A 15581-nucleotide genomic window follows, 5' to 3' on the forward strand; every position below is an offset into this window, starting at 1 on the left:
TCGCCATTGGCGCGGCGCTTTTCACCCCGCCCGACCCAGACCAGCCATGGATGTCTTCGCCGTGCCCGACATTCCGGAGGTGCGCCCGGGCGATTCGCTCGCGGCGCTGATCGACGAGCGGGTCGATCTTCGCCCGGACGACGTGGTCTGTGTCGCGAGCACCGTCGTCTCGAAGGCTGAGGACCGAATTGCCGACCTCGACGCCTTCACCGCCGATGGGCGTGCCCGCGAACTCGCCGTCGGCCTCGAACGCGCCACGGGCGAAACGAAGGACCCGCGGTTCGCACAGGCGGTACTCGAAGAGAGCGCCGACCTCCTGATGGAGGCACCGTTCCTCCTGACCGAGACGAACTTCGGCCACGTGACCGTCAACGCGGGCATCGACCGCTCGAACGTGCCCGGCGGCGACCTCCTCCTCCTGCCGGCGGCCCCGACGGAGAGCGCCGCCCGGATCGAGGCGGGACTCGACGCCGACCGAGTGATCGTCACCGACACCTGCGGTCGCCCATTCCGCCACGGCCAGCGGGGCGTCGCCATCGGCTGGGCGGGGACGCCCGCCGCCCGCGACTGGCGGGGCGAGCGTGACCGCGAGGGGCGCGAACTCGGCGTGACCGTTCAAGCGGTCGTCGACGAACTCGCCGCCGCCGCCAACCTCGTCGCCGGCGAGGGCGCGGGCGGCACCCCGGTCGTCGTCGTCCGCGACTTCGAGTTCGGCGACCACGCCGGGAGCGACGCGCTCTTTCGCGACATCGAGGGCGACTTCGTGCGCCAGGCGCTCCACGAGTGGTCATTCGCGGAGTAACGGCGTCTTCGACACCGGCAGGTCCCGCGACTGACGAACGGTTTTTCCGCCTTCGCGCCAATCGGCGGACAGATGCTCTCGACGCGTTCGCCACCGACAACTGCGAGGTGCCGATACCGCTGATGCTCGGGATCGAACTCACCCCCGAACACCCGATCGACCGACTGGTGGACCTCGGCACCGCCGCCGAACGCGCCGGCTACGACACCGTCTTCGTCGCCAGTCACTACAACAACCGCTCGCCGTTTGCCGCCCTGTCGCGACTGGCGACCGCGACCGACGACGTCCGACTCGGCCCCGGCGTCGTCAATCCGCTCGAACGCCACCCAGTCACCCTCGCGAGCGAGGTGGCGACCGTCGCGGAGGCGAGCGACGGCCGCGCCGTCTTCGGGATCGGTCCCGGTGATCCCTCGACGCTCGCCAACCTCGGGCTTGCCGACGACCGCGGCCTCCGCTCCGTGCTGGAGGCGTTCAAGATCGCGAACCGCCTCTGGGACGGCGAGCGTGTCACCCACGACGGCACCTTCACGGCCGACGACGCCGGTCTCAACTTCGACGTTCCCACCCCCATCCCCACCTACGTGGGTGGCGAGGGGCCACACATGTGCAAGATGGCCGCCAAACACGCCGACGGCCTCCTGTTCAACGGCTCTCACCCCGCGGACCTGCGCTGGGCGCGCGCACAGGTCGCGGACGGCCTCGGCGACCGTCTCGACGGCCTCGGCGCGTTCGACCTCGCGGCCTACGCCAGCGTCAGCGTCGCCGCCGACGCCGACGCCGCCCGCGAGGCCGCTCGCCCGCCGGTCGCCTTCATCGCCGCCGGCGCCGCCCCGCCCGTCCTCGACCGTCACGACATCGATCACGACCGCGCCGACGATATCGGCGCGGCGCTCAGCGCCGGCGACTTCAAGACCGCCTTCGACCGCGTCTCGCCGGCGATGATCGACGCCTTCTGCATCGCCGGGACGGTCGAAACCGTCGCCGACCGGATGGCTGCCGTGCTCGAGCACGCCGACAGCCTCGTCGTCGGGTCGCCGCTCGGCCCAGATATCGACGACGCCATCGACCTCGCAGCCACGGCCCACGACCGGGCCACCGCCGAATCGGCGGACGACTGAGGTCGATCAGGGGGCCACCGCTTCGCGCACCCCGTCGGCCGCCGCCCCGAGGACGAGGACGGCGAAGAAGCCGGCCGCGAACGTCGTCAACGCCGCTCCGGCGAGGAAGATCAGCAGTGTGATCGGTCCGTGTGCCGCCACCTCGGTCACGAAGATAACCACGAGTTCGACGATACTCCGCACCAACTGGACCACAAACTCGGTGACGGTCGGCATACGCTCGGTAGGAACGGGGCGGACTTGGTGGTTCCGGGCCGACGGTCGTCACGGCTAAGCCCCTCGAAGCCCGGATAGCGTCCATGGGCGACCGTTCACTCGACGAGTTCTCGACGCCGGCGGAGCGTGCGGAGGGACACGACGGGGACGACGCGGCCGATTCGCCCGCCTCCGACCCGACGCCGGCCACGCCGACGATGCGGTGGTCACCCGACGGCGCCGCCTGCGCGGCCTGCGGCGCGACCGCTTCCCGTCTGTGGCACGCCGGAGACGGCGACGCCTTCGTCTGTGCCGACTGCAAGGAGTGGTAACGAGGCCGCGCCGTCACCCCCGCCGCGGGTGGCGCTCGAACCCACGGGCGAGATGTGTCTTCTCGATGGCGAGGACGGTCGGCCGCCCGTGCGGGCAGGCGAAGGGTTGCTCGCAGGCACCGAGGCGGTCGACCAGTCCCGCCGCCTCCGCGTCGGTGAGGGCGTCGCCCGCCTTCAGCGACGGGTGACAGGCCAGATCCGCGAGGAGCGCGTCCCGGTCGTCCGGATTCTCGCCCGCCCGCAACGCCGCGAGGGTGTCACGGAGCGACTCGGGGTCGGCGACCCGCCCCACCGGTGCCGGGACGGCACGCACCCGGACGGTCCCGCCGCCGAAGGGGTCGACGTCGAAGCCGAGCGCCGCGAGTTCGTCGGCGTACCGCTCGACGGCCGCCGCCGCCTCGGGCGCGAGCGAGAGCGTCGCCGGCGGATCGAGGGGGGTCGATGGAATGCCCTCCGACCCCACCGCCGCCCGTAGGCGCTCGTAGTTGATCCGCTCGTGGGCGGCGTGCTGATCGACCACGAGCAGGTCGTCACCCGCCGCACAGAGCACGTAACAGTCTCGAAACTGCCCGATTACCGCGGCCTCGTCGAGCGCCGAGGGCGCCGACTCGACCGGATCGAGCGCCGCTTCCAGGTCCATCGCCACGTCCGCCGACCGCCGCAGGTCGGCCGTCGAGAGCGCGTCGCTGACACCCTCCTCGACGGCGTCGGCAACGGCGTCGGCCCCCCTGATCGCCACCTGTGCTTTGGTCGGGTGGACGTTCGGATCGACCGCTCGTGCCGGCACCGACACCGACAGCGCCGCGACCGGGTAGCGGTCGCCCGGGAGGAGTGAGCCGTAGCCCCGCGTAATCGCCCGGCGGAGGTCGGGCATCGCGACCGGGCGCCCGTTGACCGCAATGCGGACGTGGTCCGCCGACGCGCGGGTGATCGAGGGGTACGCCAGCAGGCCGCGGACCCCGACCGACGCCTCCTCGTCGCCGACCGGAACGCTCGCCGTGGCGGCGAGGGTCGTGCTCTCGCGGGCCACCTCCCGGTCGTAGACCGCCAGCGCGGCGTCCGCGAACGATCCCGATCCGGGGGTGGCGAAGGTCCGCCGGCCGTCGTGTTCGAGGGAGACGGCCACCTCGGGACGGAGGAGTGCGTACGCGGCGACGCGGTCGCTGATCCGCTCGAACTCCGTCGCTGGCGCGGCCATCGACGCCCGCCGCGCCGGCCGGTTGTGGAACAGGTCGGTCACCTCGACGGTTGTCCCCCGGCCCCGGCCCGTCGCCTCGACGGTCACGTCACCGTCGGCGACTTGGACCCGTGTCGCCCGCGACCCGCCGTCGTTCGTCGTCAGCGTCAGCGTCGCCACGTCGGCGATGCTGGCGAGTGCCTCGCCCCGAAACCCGAGCGTCTCGACCGCCCGCAGGTCGCCGTCCGGGAGTTTGCTCGTGGTGTGGCGCTCGACGGCACGGGCGGCCTCGTCGGCGCTCATCCCCCGGCCGTCGTCGACGACGCGCACCCGTTCGGTGCCGCCCGCCGACACCTCGATTTCGATCCGCTCGGCGCCGGCGTCGAGGGCGTTCTCCAGCAACTCGACGACGACGCGGGCTGGCCGCGTCACCACCTCGCCGGCGGCGATACGGTCGACCGTCTCCCGGTCCAGTCGCCTCATGACTCCTCGATCCGGTCTTTCAGCTCCGCCAGCAGATTCAACGCTTCGATGGGCGTCGTCGTCGCGAGGTCGACCGCACGGAGGGTGGCCAGCGTCTCGCTCGTCACGCCCGCTGCTGCGTTGGCGTGTCGCTCGTCGGTCGCCGGGGCGTCGGCGTCGGCCGTTCCGTTCTCGGCACCGTTCGCGGCGTCGCCCGCCTCGACGGCGTCCGAGAGTGTCACTTGCGTTCCCGCGTCGTCCGCGTCGTCGACGAGCGCTCGCGCCCGCCCGACGACCGGGTCCGGAACGCCGGCCATCCGCGCCACCTCGACGCCGTACGACGACGAGGCCGGTCCCTCGGCAACCCGGTGGAGGAAGGTCACGTCGCCGCCGGGCGAGGCCTCCTCCTCACTTTTGCCACCACTACGTTCCGCGGCGAAGTGGAGGTTCCGGACGCGGTCGCGTTCCCCGGCCAGTTCGGTCAGGTCGTGGTAATGGGTGGCAAAGAGCGTCGTCGCCCCAACCTCGTCGTGGACGAACTCGACGGTGGCGCGGGCGATGGCGCGGCCGTCGGCGGTGCTCGTGCCACGGCCCACCTCGTCGAGCAGGATCAGCGACTCGTCCGTTGCCTCGTGGAGGATCTCCGTGAGTTCGGTCATCTCGCGCATGAACGTCGACTGCCCGCCCGCGATGTCGTCGCTCGCGCCGACGCGGGTGAACACGCGGTCGATCACCGGGAGGCGGGCGGCGTCGGCCGGGACGAACCCGCCCGCCTGTGCCAGCACGACGATCAGCGCCACCTGGCGCATATACGTCGACTTCCCGCTCATATTCGGTCCCGTGACGAGCGTCACGCTCCCCGGCGGCAGGGCGGCGTCGTTCGGGACGAACCGCTCTTGGGTCGCCTCGACGACGGGGTGGCGCCCGGCCTGGATCTCGATTTCGCCGCCGGGTTCGCGGACGGCCGGGCGGACGTAGTCGCGCTCGACGGCGACCGTCGCCAGCGCCGCGAGCGCGTCGAGTTCCGCGAGCGCGTCCGCCAGGGCTTGGATTCGGCCGGTTTCGGCCGCGACTGACGACCGAACCTCGCGAAAGCGCTCGTACTCCAGTGCGTCGGCCCGCTCCGCGGCCCCGATGATCTCGTCTTCGCGTTCCTTGAGTTCCGGTGTGTAGAACCGCTCGGCGTTTTTGAGCGTCTGTCGGCGCCGGTAGTCGTCCGGCACCCTGTCCAGGTTGGGGTCGGTCACCTCGATGTAGTAGCCGTGGACCTGGTTGTGCCCGACCGATAGGGAGTCGATCCCCGTTCGCTCCCGTTCCTGGGCTTCGAGATCGGCGACCCACTCTCGCCCCTCGCGTTCGGTCGCCCGCAGGTCGTCGAGTTCGTCGTCGAACCCCTCGCGGATGACTCCGCCGTCGGTCACCTCGACCGGTGGGTCGGCGCGGATCGCTCGCTCGATCAGGTCGCGGACGTCGGTACGTGGGTCGATCCGCTCGCCGAGGGTCCGCAGACGCGCCGATTCGCACCCCTCGAGGGCGTCGACGACGGCCGGCACGGCGTCGAGAGTGGCCGCGAGCGACCGGAGGTCACGGGCGTCCGCGCGCTCTCGCGAGATCCGGCCAGCCAGGCGTTCGAGGTCGTACACCTCGCGGAGCGCCTCGCGGATCGTCTCTCGGGTCAGCGCCTCGGCGGCGAGTTCGCCGACTGCGTCGTGTCGCGCCGCGATCCGGTCGCGGTCGACCAGCGGCCGCCGAAGCCAGCCGTCGAGTTCCCGCCGGCCGAGCGCACACGCTGTCTCGTCGACGACCGAAAAGAGCGTCTCGCTCGCGCCGGCGCCACGGTTCTCGAACAGTTCGAGGCTTCGGATGGCCGTCGCGTCGAGAGCGAGGGCGTCACGCGGATCGTACCGTCGGACCCGGGTGACGTACTCCAGTGGTCCGTCGTCGCCCTGGGTCCACTCGGCGTAGGCGAGGGCCGCGCCGCAGGCCCGGCGCTCGGCGGTCGACTCGACTACCGCCGACGGGGTGGCGACGTACGCTTCCAGGCGCTCGGTCGCGGCGTCGTCGTCGAGTCGTGCGGCCTCGTGGTCGGTCACCATCGGGTCGACCGACAGCGCCTCCGGATCGACCGACGCGTCCGGGCCGACGAGTAACTCGGCGGGTGCGAGGCGGTCGAGTTCCGCTATCAGTCCGGGGTCGTCCGGCGGACTGGTGACCCGACACTCGCCGGTCGAGGCGTCGACGGCGGCGACGGCACGGGTCGACCCCTCCCGGGCCACCGCGGCGACGTAGTTGGTCGTGCCCGCTCCCAGGAGTTCGTCGTCGAGAACCGTCCCCGGGGTCACCACCTGCGTCACCGCGCGGTCGACGAGGCCCGTCGCCTCGGCGGGCGACTCCACCTGTTCCGCGATGGCGACCCGGTAGCCGGCATCGAGCAGTCGCTCGACGTACGCCGCGGCGTCGTCGACGGGGATGCCCGCCATCGGGTAAGTGCCCGTGCTGTCCTCGCGCTGCGTGAGCGTGAGTTCACAGACCCGGGCCGTCTCCTCGGCGGCCTCGCAGTACGTCTGGTAGAAGTCACCGTTCTGGAAAAGGAGGAGGGCGTCCTCGTAGTCGGCACAGCACTCGAAATACTGCCGCAGCATCGGCGTCAACTCCGCCTCGGCGTCGACCATCCCGTCGGGGGGGCCGGTCACGGCGTCCGCGTCCATACCCCCAGTCCGGCGGCCGAGGGATAAAAACCGTCAGGTTAGCCGAACAGCCGTTCGAGCAGGCCACGGTCGCGTTTGCGCTCGGCCAGCAGGACCGAGCACTCCACGTCGTCGACCACGTCGATTGCGAGGGCGCCCCCGATCAGCCGTGAGAGGAGTCCGCGCTCCGTTGCGCCGATGACGAGCATCGTCGCGTCGGTGGTCGCCTCCTCGATGGCCGTCTCGACGTCGCCGGAGCGCACGACGAGTTCGGCGTCCTCAAGGTCGTTTTCGGCTGCCCACTCCGCCAGGAACGCCTCCCCTTCGGCAACGTCGTCGGCGACGTGTAACACCTGTACCTCGGCGTTTCGGGCGGTGCGGAGCAGCGTCGCCACCTCCGCGGCGAGTTCGGAGTCGGGGCCGCCGGCGGTCGGGACGACGATCCGTGAGGGGTCGAACCCGCGGTCTTTCATCACTAGTATGTCACAGGGCAGCGAGTGAACGAGTTCGTCCATCGTCCCCTCGATCCGGCCGGGTGCGCCGTGGGCGCCGGGGTTCCATCCCATCACCACGAGGTCGGCGTCGTGGGTGCGCGCGGCGTCGAAGACTTCCTCGTAGGAGCGATGCGAGAGGATGGTGTGTGTCTCGATGTCGACGCCGAACGTCTCGGCGTCCTCGCGGGCGCGGTCGAGCAGATATTTCGACGTCTCGTCGATTTCGTCGGCTCGGCCCCTGGCCCGTTCCAGTGCCGTCTGGTCCGGCACCGTGATGATGTGGGTGGCGACGACGGTGCCGCCCCGCTGTTTGGCGACCGTGCTGGCGAGTTCGATCAGTTCGCGCTCGTGTTCCGGGTTCGCGAGCGGCACCATGACGCGGTACTCGCCGCCGTCGGGTTGGACGCTCGTGGCGGCGTCGACGGCGGCGTCGGGCATCCGCTCCGCGCGGTCGAGGACGTACTCCGAGAGCACGCCCTGCTTGGTGGCACGCGAGCGGGCGTAGGCGAAATACCAGACGACGGCGCCGGCGACGAGGAGGGCGCTCAGCGCGATCACCAGCGGCGCGATAAAGACGATCAGCCCGAGCGCCGTGAGCGCCCCGAGGATCGGAACGACCGGGTAGAGCGGGATCGTGTAATCCGGATCGTAGTCGGCCGGCTCCGCCTCCCGCATCACGATCAACGCGACGTTGAGGAGCGCGTAGATGACTAGGTGGAGGACACTGCCCATCGCCGCCAGCGTCTCGACGGTGCCGGCGGCGATGAACACGAGGATGAGGCCCCCGGTAACGGCGATGGAGCGATACGGCGTCGCGAAGCGCGGGTGAATCTCGTTGAGCGACTCGGTGACGATGCCGTCCCGGCCCATCGCGAAGTTGATGCGCGAGGACGCGAGAATCGAGGCGTTGGCGCTGGAGGCGGTGGCTAACAGTCCGCCGAGTAGCATGGCGATGGCGCCGGCGGGACCGAGGAGGAGTCGCGCCACCTCGACGACGGCGATCTGTTCGGTCGGCAGGGCGTCGATGAATCCCTGCTCGACCGCGGCGGCCATCGTCACCAGCACGAGTGCGTAGATGACAGTCACGAGGACGACGCTGCCGATGACCGCCCGCGGCAGGTTGACCCCCGGGTTCTTGATCTCCTCTGCGACGCTCGTGATCTGGACGAAGCCCAGATAGGAGACGAAGATGATTCCGGTCACGGCCATCGTGTCGCCGAAGCCGGCGGCTGGCGGCAGGTTCGCGGGATCGGCCCGGAGCGCGCCGTAGGCGGTGAAGACGGCGAGAATGGCCACGAGAACGATCACGATAATGTTCTGGAGACGCCCGGTCTCCTTTGCGCCCACGTAGTTGACGCCGACGAAAAAGGCCCCACCGGCGAGGGCAATGAGCTTCACCGGATCGAGACCGACCGGGCCGAGCCCGACCGTTCCCGTGATCCCGAATATCTGCTGGATATACTGCCCGAACCCGACCATGTAGAACGCGGAGGCGAAGGCGAGACCGAGCCAGTTGGCCCACCCCGCGACCGACCCGAACAGCGGGCCGAGTGCGTGGTTAACGTAGTAGTACGCGCCTCCCGATTTCGGCATCGCCGTCCCGAGTTCGCTCGCGGAGAACGCCGTCAGGAGGGCGATACCGCCGCCGAGCACGAACGCGACGACCGCGAAGGAGCCGGCTTGGCTGATCGCGGTGCGGGGTAACACGAAGATGCCCGCCCCGATCATCGTCCCCACACCGATGGTCAGCGCCGCCAACGGACCTAGGTCCTTGGCAAGTTCCTCGTCGCTCACCGGCTCTCCTCCCGGTCGTCGTCCTCGGCGCCCGGCAACACGATCACCGGCCGGTCGCTTCTCGCCACCAGGCTATCGCGCACGTTGCCGGTCAGCAGGTTGAGCCACCACGACCCGCCGCGCGGGCGGAAGACGATGGCGCTGGCGTCGGCGTCCCGGGCCGCGTCGACGATGGCTTCCGCCACGTCGGTGCCGTACAGAATATCGGTCTCTACGTCCAGGTCGTAGTCGGCCGGACAGCCACGGGCGGCCGCGAAGGCCGCCCCGGCAACCTCTTGACGCTGTTCGACGCTCGCCTTGTCGGGTGCGCCGCCCGCCTACTCGATGACGGGGACGACCAGCGGCCGACCACCCGTGGCGGCGATGCGCGGGAAGGCCACCCGGCAGGTCTCTCTCGCGTCGGCCTCCGTCGCCACCGGCACGACCGGTCAGGAGAGGAGCGCGTCGCTCATAGCTCCGTCACCCACGCGTGGTAGTCGTCGTCTAAGTCGTAGGTGACCTGGAGCGCCCGGTCGAGAAACTGGCCGAGGCGACTGGCGTCGGAGCGGGCGGTGACCCGCACGTTCGCGCCTTCAGCTTCCTCCGGCCGCTCGATTTGCTCGATGCGGAACTCCGGGAACTCGTCGAGTAACCCCTTCAGGCGGTCGAGTTCCGCGTCGGTGCAGTCGAGGTTGACAGTCTGCTCCGCGAACTGGACCCAGGGGACCGTCGTCCCCTCGTCGTCGTCGTCTCCCCCCGGTGTGTCAGCGGGGTCGACCTCGACGGTGAGAAACGGACTGCCGCGGTTCCGGTGAGCGAGCACCGCCTCCGCGAACAGCTTGCGTCGACCAGCTGCGTCGGCGGCGTCGAACCGTGTCATGTCCACCTGTCGTACCCCAGCGGCAAAAAGAGGGTTGGGTTGTGGTGGCGTATCCGAACGCCTTTTGGCGTCGCGGCCTTCCTTCGTGACGATGAACACGCTGCTGTGGGTGCTCGTCGGCGTTCTCGTCTACTCCCTCGTCGCCAAGGCGCTCCAGATCCGGGGCTATCTCCCCGACTCCGTCCGGCTTCAAGGCCCCATCGCGACGATTCACACCCAGCGCGGCCGCGCCCTCCTCACCCGTCTCGCCAGCCCTAAACGCTTCTGGCGTGCGTACAGCAACGTCGGCGTCGGTGTCGCCCTCGTCATCATGGCCGGGATGTTCGTCCTCCTGCTCTTTCAGGCGGTGACTATCCTCCGGAACCCGCCGGCGCCGTCGGCGGTCAACCAGCCTCAGAACTTCCTGGTCGTCCCCGGCGTCAACGACTTTCTCCCGCTCGCGGTGGCGCCGGAAATCGTCTTCGGCCTCCTCCTCGGCCTCGTCGTCCACGAGGGTGGCCACGGCCTCCTCTGTCGGGTCGAGGACATCGACATCGACTCGATGGGGGTCGTCCTCCTGGCGATTCTGCCGGTCGGAGCGTTCGTCGAACCCGACGAGGAGAGCCAGCGGACGGCCGACCGCGGCGACCGTACCCGGATGTTCGCGGCGGGCGTGACCAACAACTTCGTGCTGACGGCCGTCGCCTTCGCCCTCCTCTTTGGCCCCGTCATCGGCGCCGTCGGTGTCGCCCCGGGCGTCGCCGTCGACGGCGCCTACGAGGGGTCGCCCGCCGCGACGGCGGGAATCGGGAACGGCGACCGGATCACCGCCGTTGGCGGCACTCCTGTCCAGAACGACGGTGACTTGGACGCCGCCCTCCTCGCAGCCGAGAATCGCACCGTTACGGCCGAAATCGACGGCGGCGACCGGGCCGTCCAAGTCGAGCGCTCGCTCGTGATCGTCGGGAGCGTCTCGGGCAACCCCGCGAACCTCTCGGTCGAGAGTGGAAGCGATCCGATTCGGGTGACGGCCGTCAACGGCACGCCCGTCGACACCCGCGGGGAGTTCCGCGCGGCGACGGCCGACCGGGAAGTCGCTCGCATCGAGACGAGCGCCGGCGACGCCGTCGTGCCCGTCGGTGCCTACGTCACCCGCGCCGCGCCGAACGGCCCGCTGGCGAACGCCAGCGCACCGACCAACGCCAGCCTGATCGTCACCGCAATCGACGGCCAGCGGATCACCTCCTCTGCCGACCTGGCGCGTGTTCTCGACGAGTACGAGGCGGGCGACCGGGTGCCCGTTCGTGCCTACGCCGACGGGTCGGTCGAGACCTACGACGTTCGCCTCGGCGAGAACCCCCGCGACGGCCGGGGCTTCCTCGGCGTCGACATCTTCCCCGGCACGAGCGGCCTCCTCGTCACCGACTTCGGCGTCAGAGACTACCCGGCCGGCACCTATCTCGAACTCCTCGGGGGCGACGGCGGGTCGGGGTCGGCCAACCCCTTCCCCGGGCTGACCGACTCCCCCCTGAGTCTCGTCTACGTTGCGTTGGTCCTTCCGCTCGCCTCCTTCGTCCTCGGGATTCCGAACTTCCCGGGCTTTACGCCGTCGGTGACGAACTTCTACGTCGTCCAGGGGCCGCTCGCTCCGCTCGGTGACGGGGTGTTCATCTTCGCGAACGTCCTCTTTTGGGCCGCGTGGGTCAACCTCCAACTCGGTCTGTTCAACTGCATCCCCGGCTATCCCCTCGACGGCGGCCGCATCCTGCGGATGGTCGCGGAGGCGGTGGTGTCGCGACTCCCCGTCGGCGACCCTGAACGCCTCGTCCGCACCGTCACCACCGGCGTCGGCCTGACGATGCTCGCGTCACTGCTCCTGATGATCTTCGGGCCGCAGTTGCTGTCGTAGGTGGGGCCGCGACGGGCGACGACTGACAGGGCCACCAGACCACCGTCGAAACGACCCCAGCGGACTCCCGGTTTCTGCGAAGACACGCAACGCCCATACCGCACCGGTTCCAACGAGCGACCATGCGCGAGCCACCCCAGACGGACGAAGGCTGGTACGTACTGCACGACTTCCGTCGGATCGACTGGGCGGCGTGGCGTGACGCCCCACAGCGAGAGCAGGATCGGGCGGTCGACGAGGGGGTCGACTACCTCCAGACCCACGAGAACGTCGCGGACGACGAGGGCGCCTCCGCCGTCTTCTCGATGGTCGGCCACAAGGCCGACCTGCTGATCGTCCACATGCGGCCGACGCTGGACGACCTCTCGACGGCCGAACGGCGCTTCGACCGGACGGCGCTCGGCGCCTTCACCGAGCAGTCCACCTCCTACGTCTCCGTCACCGAGGTGAGCGGCTACGTCTCCGACGCCTACTTCACCGAAGACGAGGAGGAGGTCGACACCGGGCTGAAGCGATATATCGAGGGAAAGCTCGAACCCGACATCCCCGCAGACCAGTACGTCAGCTTCTACCCGATGAGCCGGAAGCGCGGCGAGCAGGACAACTGGTACGACCTGCCCTTCGAGCGACGCCGCGAGATGATGCAGGAACACGGAGAGCACGGCCGTGAGTTCGGCGGGCGCGTCAAACAGATCGTCGGGTCGTCGGTCGGCCTCGACGACTGGGAGTGGGGCGTGACCCTGTTCTCGGAGGACCCCACTGACCTGAAAGACATCGTCTACGAGATGCGCTACGACGAGGCGAGCGCCCGCTACAGCGAGTTCGGCCCGTTCTACGTCGGTCGTCGGTTCCCACCGGCCGATCTGCCGGCGTTCCTCGAGGGGGAGTCGGTGCCGACGAGTGACGCGGACGCTCCCGCGCACGCCCACGGCGACGACGGCGACGACGCGCCGGTCCACCCCGACGACGCTGTCGACGACGACGGCGACGACCACGGCGCCCACGACGCGGACGGCGACGAGGACGACATTCGCGGCGAACTCGCCGATCTGGATATCTACGCCGGCCAGCCCCACGGCGAGGACGTCTACGCGACGGTGCTCTACTCCGAAGCCGACGCCGACGACCTGTTCGAGGAGGTCGACGGCCTCCGGTCGAACTTCGACCACTACGACACGCACGTCAAGACCGCGGTGTACGATGCGCTCGAACGCGACCGGCGGGCGGTCGTGAGCATCTGGGACACCGCGAGCGCGGCCGACACGGCCGCCGGGTTCCTGTCGGAACTGCCCGATATCGTCAGTCGGGCCGGCGACGAGTCCGGCTTCGGGACTATGGGGATGTTCTATACGGTCAAGCCCGACCACCGGACGGACTTCGTCGAGAAGTTCGAGACGGTGGGTGGCCTGCTCGCCGACATGGATGGCCACGGCGAGACGGATCTGATGATCAACCTCGAAGACGAGAACGACATGTTCATCGCCAGCCAGTGGCGCTCGAAGGACGACGCCATGGCCTTCTTCCGCTCCGACGAGTTCGCCGACACCGTCTCGTGGGGGCGTGACGTGCTCGCCGACCGGCCGCGACACGTCTTCCTGGCCTGATTCCGTCGGCCGTTCCCGCTTTCGCGCCGCTCAGCCACGTCTCCGGTCGCGGCCCATCGGTTCCAGCCTGACACGCACACCCGAACCCCTTTGAGTACCCCTGACTTACGACGCCTGCAATGACGAAGCGCCACGTCGCGCTCCCCGTGGAGGCCGATGCCGGGGTCACGGAGTTCATCGACCACGTGGACGAGCGACTCGGCTCCGACGAGGACACCTGCAACGTCGTACAGGACGTGTTGATCGACCTCTTCGGGGACCGTGAGGCGTACGAGCGGTGGCAGGACGGCGGCGACGTGTCCCCCGCAGAACGTGTCCGCCTGCAGGGGTACGACCCCTGTAACGCCACACTCGAGAGCGAATACTACGCCGAGAAAGACGAGGATCGGTTTCAGGAGTCGAAATATCTCCAGTGGCTCTGGCGACAGTTCGACGCCACGCCGATGGCCGACAACGTGGAGTTCGCCCTCCGTTTCCGGTCGATGCTGGCTGATCACCTCTTCGCGGAGTGTGGCGACGACTGCCGATTTTTCAAGGGCATCACCTTCACGTACGGCCACAACATCTCCGTCGGCGACAACGTCGTCGTCCACGACGACGTCCACCTCGACGACCGTGGACGGCTGACAATCGGCGACCGCGTCTCCATCTCCGACGGCGTCCACGTCTACAGCCACGACCACGACGTCGTCGACCAGACCGAGGTCCGGAACTACCACACGACCATCGCGGACGACGCCCGCGTCACCTACGACGCCATGGTCAGTGCCGGCGCTCGGGTCGGCGAGAACGCCGTCGTCGGCGCCCGTGGGGTGGTCCAGGGCGACGTTCCCGATCACCACATCGCCGTCGGGATGCCGGCAAAGAGCGTCCGGGTCAAGCCGGGCTGGGACGACCGTGCGGACCCGCTCGAAGCCGGCGGCGAGAACCGACAGGAGTCCCGCCGTATCGAGTACGACCTCCCCGACGACCTCGACGTCTTCGACGAGTTCCAGCGGGAGCTCGACCCCTCGACGTAGGCTTTTACGGATCGAGTCCTCAAAGCCGGTATGAACCGACGACGCTATCTGGCGACCCTCGGCGCCGCGGCGGCGGTCGCTGGGTGTGCCGGCCGCCCGCGCTCTGACGGGACAGCCCAGACCGGAGCGGCCACCACCGCCGACGGCGACGACGGCACCGGTGACAGCGCTCCCGACGTCGCCGTCGAGACGCTCGCGACGGACCTCGAGGTGCCGTGGGGCGCCGCCTACCGTGAGGGTAACCTCTATCTCACCGAGCGGTCGGGCCGGATCGTCCGCCTCGCCGACGGCGAGGTGGAGCCGGTCGTCGCGGACGTTCCGGTGAAGGCCGTCGGCGAGGGTGGCTTGCTCGGGTTGGCCTTCCACCCCGACGAGCCGTACGCCTACACCCACCAGACCTACGACCCCGCGGACGGCGGAACGGCCAACCGGCTGGTGCGACACGACCTGACCGACGACTGGGCGGCCGACCCCCTGATCGAGGGCGTTCCCGGCGCCCACATCCACGACGGCGGGCGGCTTCTCGTCCACGACGATGCGCTGTACATGACCTGTGGCGACGCCGCAAGCGAGGAGCGAGGTCAGAATCCCAACGTCCTCGCGGGGTCGGTCCTTCGGGTCACCCTCGATGGCGACCCCCACCCCGACAACCCGCTCGACTCCCCGATGTTCAGTTACGGCCACCGCAACCCGCAGGGCCTCGTCGTCCGCGACGGCGCGGTGTACAGCACCGAACACGGCCCGCGGGTCGGCGACGAAATCAACGTTCTGACCGCGGGCGGGAACTACGGCTGGCCCGAGGTGACGGGACCGAGCGACGACGACCGCTTCACCGACCCGGTCACGAGCTACTCCCCCACCATTGCCCCGGCCAGCGCCGCCGTCTACGACGGCCCTATCGAGGCCTGGCAAGGGGACTTCTTCTTCGGGACGCTCGCGGGCGAACACCTCCACCGCGTCCGGTTCGACGGTGGTGGGACCGACCCCGGCGTCGCCGCCGAGGAGCGTCTGTTCTCGGGCGAGTTCGGGCGCATTCGGACGGTCTTTACCGGTCCGGACGGTCACCTCCACGCCGTGACGAGCAACCGCGACGGCCGGGGTTCGCCCGCCGCGCCCGACGACCGCGTCCTCCGGTTCGTCCCCGCCTGAG

The 15581-nt window shown here is 69.7% G+C and carries 12 protein-coding genes and 1 pseudogene; 7 read left to right on the forward strand and 6 right to left on the reverse strand.

Annotated elements, in window-relative coordinates; all coding sequences use genetic code 11:
• The first annotated feature begins 46 nt into the window (after positions 1 to 46).
• Both NO878_RS10595 and NO878_RS10600 read left to right on the forward strand, forming a co-directional pair.
• The gene (locus NO878_RS10595; RefSeq protein WP_256405968.1) at positions 47 to 802 is read left to right on the forward strand and encodes a coenzyme F420-0:L-glutamate ligase; all 756 of its coding nucleotides are present in this window, start codon (positions 47 to 49) and stop codon (positions 800 to 802) included.
• Between the two features lie 122 nt (positions 803 to 924).
• A complete protein-coding gene (locus tag NO878_RS10600) occupies positions 925 to 1920 on the forward strand; it encodes a 5,10-methylenetetrahydromethanopterin reductase (RefSeq protein ID WP_256405969.1) in 996 nt (331 codons plus the stop codon).
• A 6-nt stretch (positions 1921 to 1926) separates the two neighbouring features.
• On the opposite strand, the gene NO878_RS10605 is transcribed toward NO878_RS10600, so the two are convergent.
• Complete coding sequence (locus tag NO878_RS10605; RefSeq protein WP_256405970.1) at positions 1927 to 2136, reverse strand: DUF8024 family protein; 210 nt, start codon at positions 2134 to 2136, stop codon at positions 1927 to 1929.
• A gap of 83 nt (positions 2137 to 2219) precedes the next feature.
• On the opposite strand from NO878_RS10605, the gene NO878_RS10610 reads away from it, so the two are divergent.
• Complete coding sequence (locus NO878_RS10610; RefSeq protein WP_256405971.1) at positions 2220 to 2447, forward strand: DUF7573 domain-containing protein; 228 nt, start codon at positions 2220 to 2222, stop codon at positions 2445 to 2447.
• Between the two features lie 13 nt (positions 2448 to 2460).
• Here the strand turns inward: NO878_RS10610 and mutL are convergent, their stop codons facing one another.
• The 5 genes and pseudogenes from mutL to NO878_RS10635 all read right to left on the reverse strand — a co-directional run bounded on the left by mutL (position 2461) and on the right by NO878_RS10635 (position 9920).
• A complete protein-coding gene (gene mutL / locus NO878_RS10615) occupies positions 2461 to 4107 on the reverse strand; it encodes a DNA mismatch repair endonuclease MutL (protein ID WP_256405972.1) in 1647 nt (548 codons plus the stop codon).
• A complete protein-coding gene (gene mutS, locus NO878_RS10620) occupies positions 4104 to 6794 on the reverse strand; it encodes a DNA mismatch repair protein MutS (protein ID WP_256405973.1) in 2691 nt (896 codons plus the stop codon). The genes mutL and mutS overlap by 4 nt, the downstream gene beginning before the upstream one ends.
• A gap of 38 nt (positions 6795 to 6832) precedes the next feature.
• Positions 6833 to 9061: an amino acid permease gene (locus NO878_RS10625; RefSeq protein ID WP_256405974.1), complete on the reverse strand. Its 2229-nt coding sequence runs from the start codon at positions 9059 to 9061 to the stop codon at positions 6833 to 6835.
• Positions 9058 to 9483, reverse strand: a pseudogene (locus NO878_RS10630) (universal stress protein). Before NO878_RS10630 ends, NO878_RS10625 begins: the two are co-directional and overlap by 4 nt.
• 26 nt (positions 9484 to 9509) lie before the next feature.
• Entirely contained in the window at positions 9510 to 9920 is a 411-nt protein-coding gene (locus NO878_RS10635) for a DUF7975 family protein (protein WP_256405975.1), read from the reverse strand.
• A gap of 91 nt (positions 9921 to 10011) precedes the next feature.
• On the opposite strand from NO878_RS10635, the gene NO878_RS10640 reads away from it, so the two are divergent.
• The 4 genes from NO878_RS10640 to NO878_RS10655 all read left to right on the forward strand — a co-directional run bounded on the left by NO878_RS10640 (position 10012) and on the right by NO878_RS10655 (position 15580).
• A complete protein-coding gene (locus NO878_RS10640; RefSeq protein WP_256405976.1) occupies positions 10012 to 11808 on the forward strand; it encodes a site-2 protease family protein in 1797 nt (598 codons plus the stop codon).
• A gap of 122 nt (positions 11809 to 11930) precedes the next feature.
• Positions 11931 to 13412 (forward strand): heme-binding protein, encoded by a 1482-nt coding sequence (locus tag NO878_RS10645; protein ID WP_256405977.1) that lies wholly within the window; start codon positions 11931 to 11933, stop codon positions 13410 to 13412.
• Between the two features lie 119 nt (positions 13413 to 13531).
• Positions 13532 to 14431, forward strand: a complete 900-nt coding sequence (locus tag NO878_RS10650) for an acyltransferase (RefSeq protein WP_256405978.1) — start codon at positions 13532 to 13534, stop codon at positions 14429 to 14431.
• Positions 14432 to 14461: 30 nt separating this feature from the next.
• Entirely contained in the window at positions 14462 to 15580 is a 1119-nt protein-coding gene (locus NO878_RS10655) for a PQQ-dependent sugar dehydrogenase (protein WP_256405979.1), read from the forward strand.
• Position 15581: the final 1 nt, after the last annotated feature.

This window comes from Haloplanus ruber (assembly GCF_024494725.1).
In the GTDB taxonomy this organism is placed as follows: Archaea; Halobacteriota; Halobacteria; order Halobacteriales; family Haloferacaceae; genus Haloplanus; species Haloplanus ruber.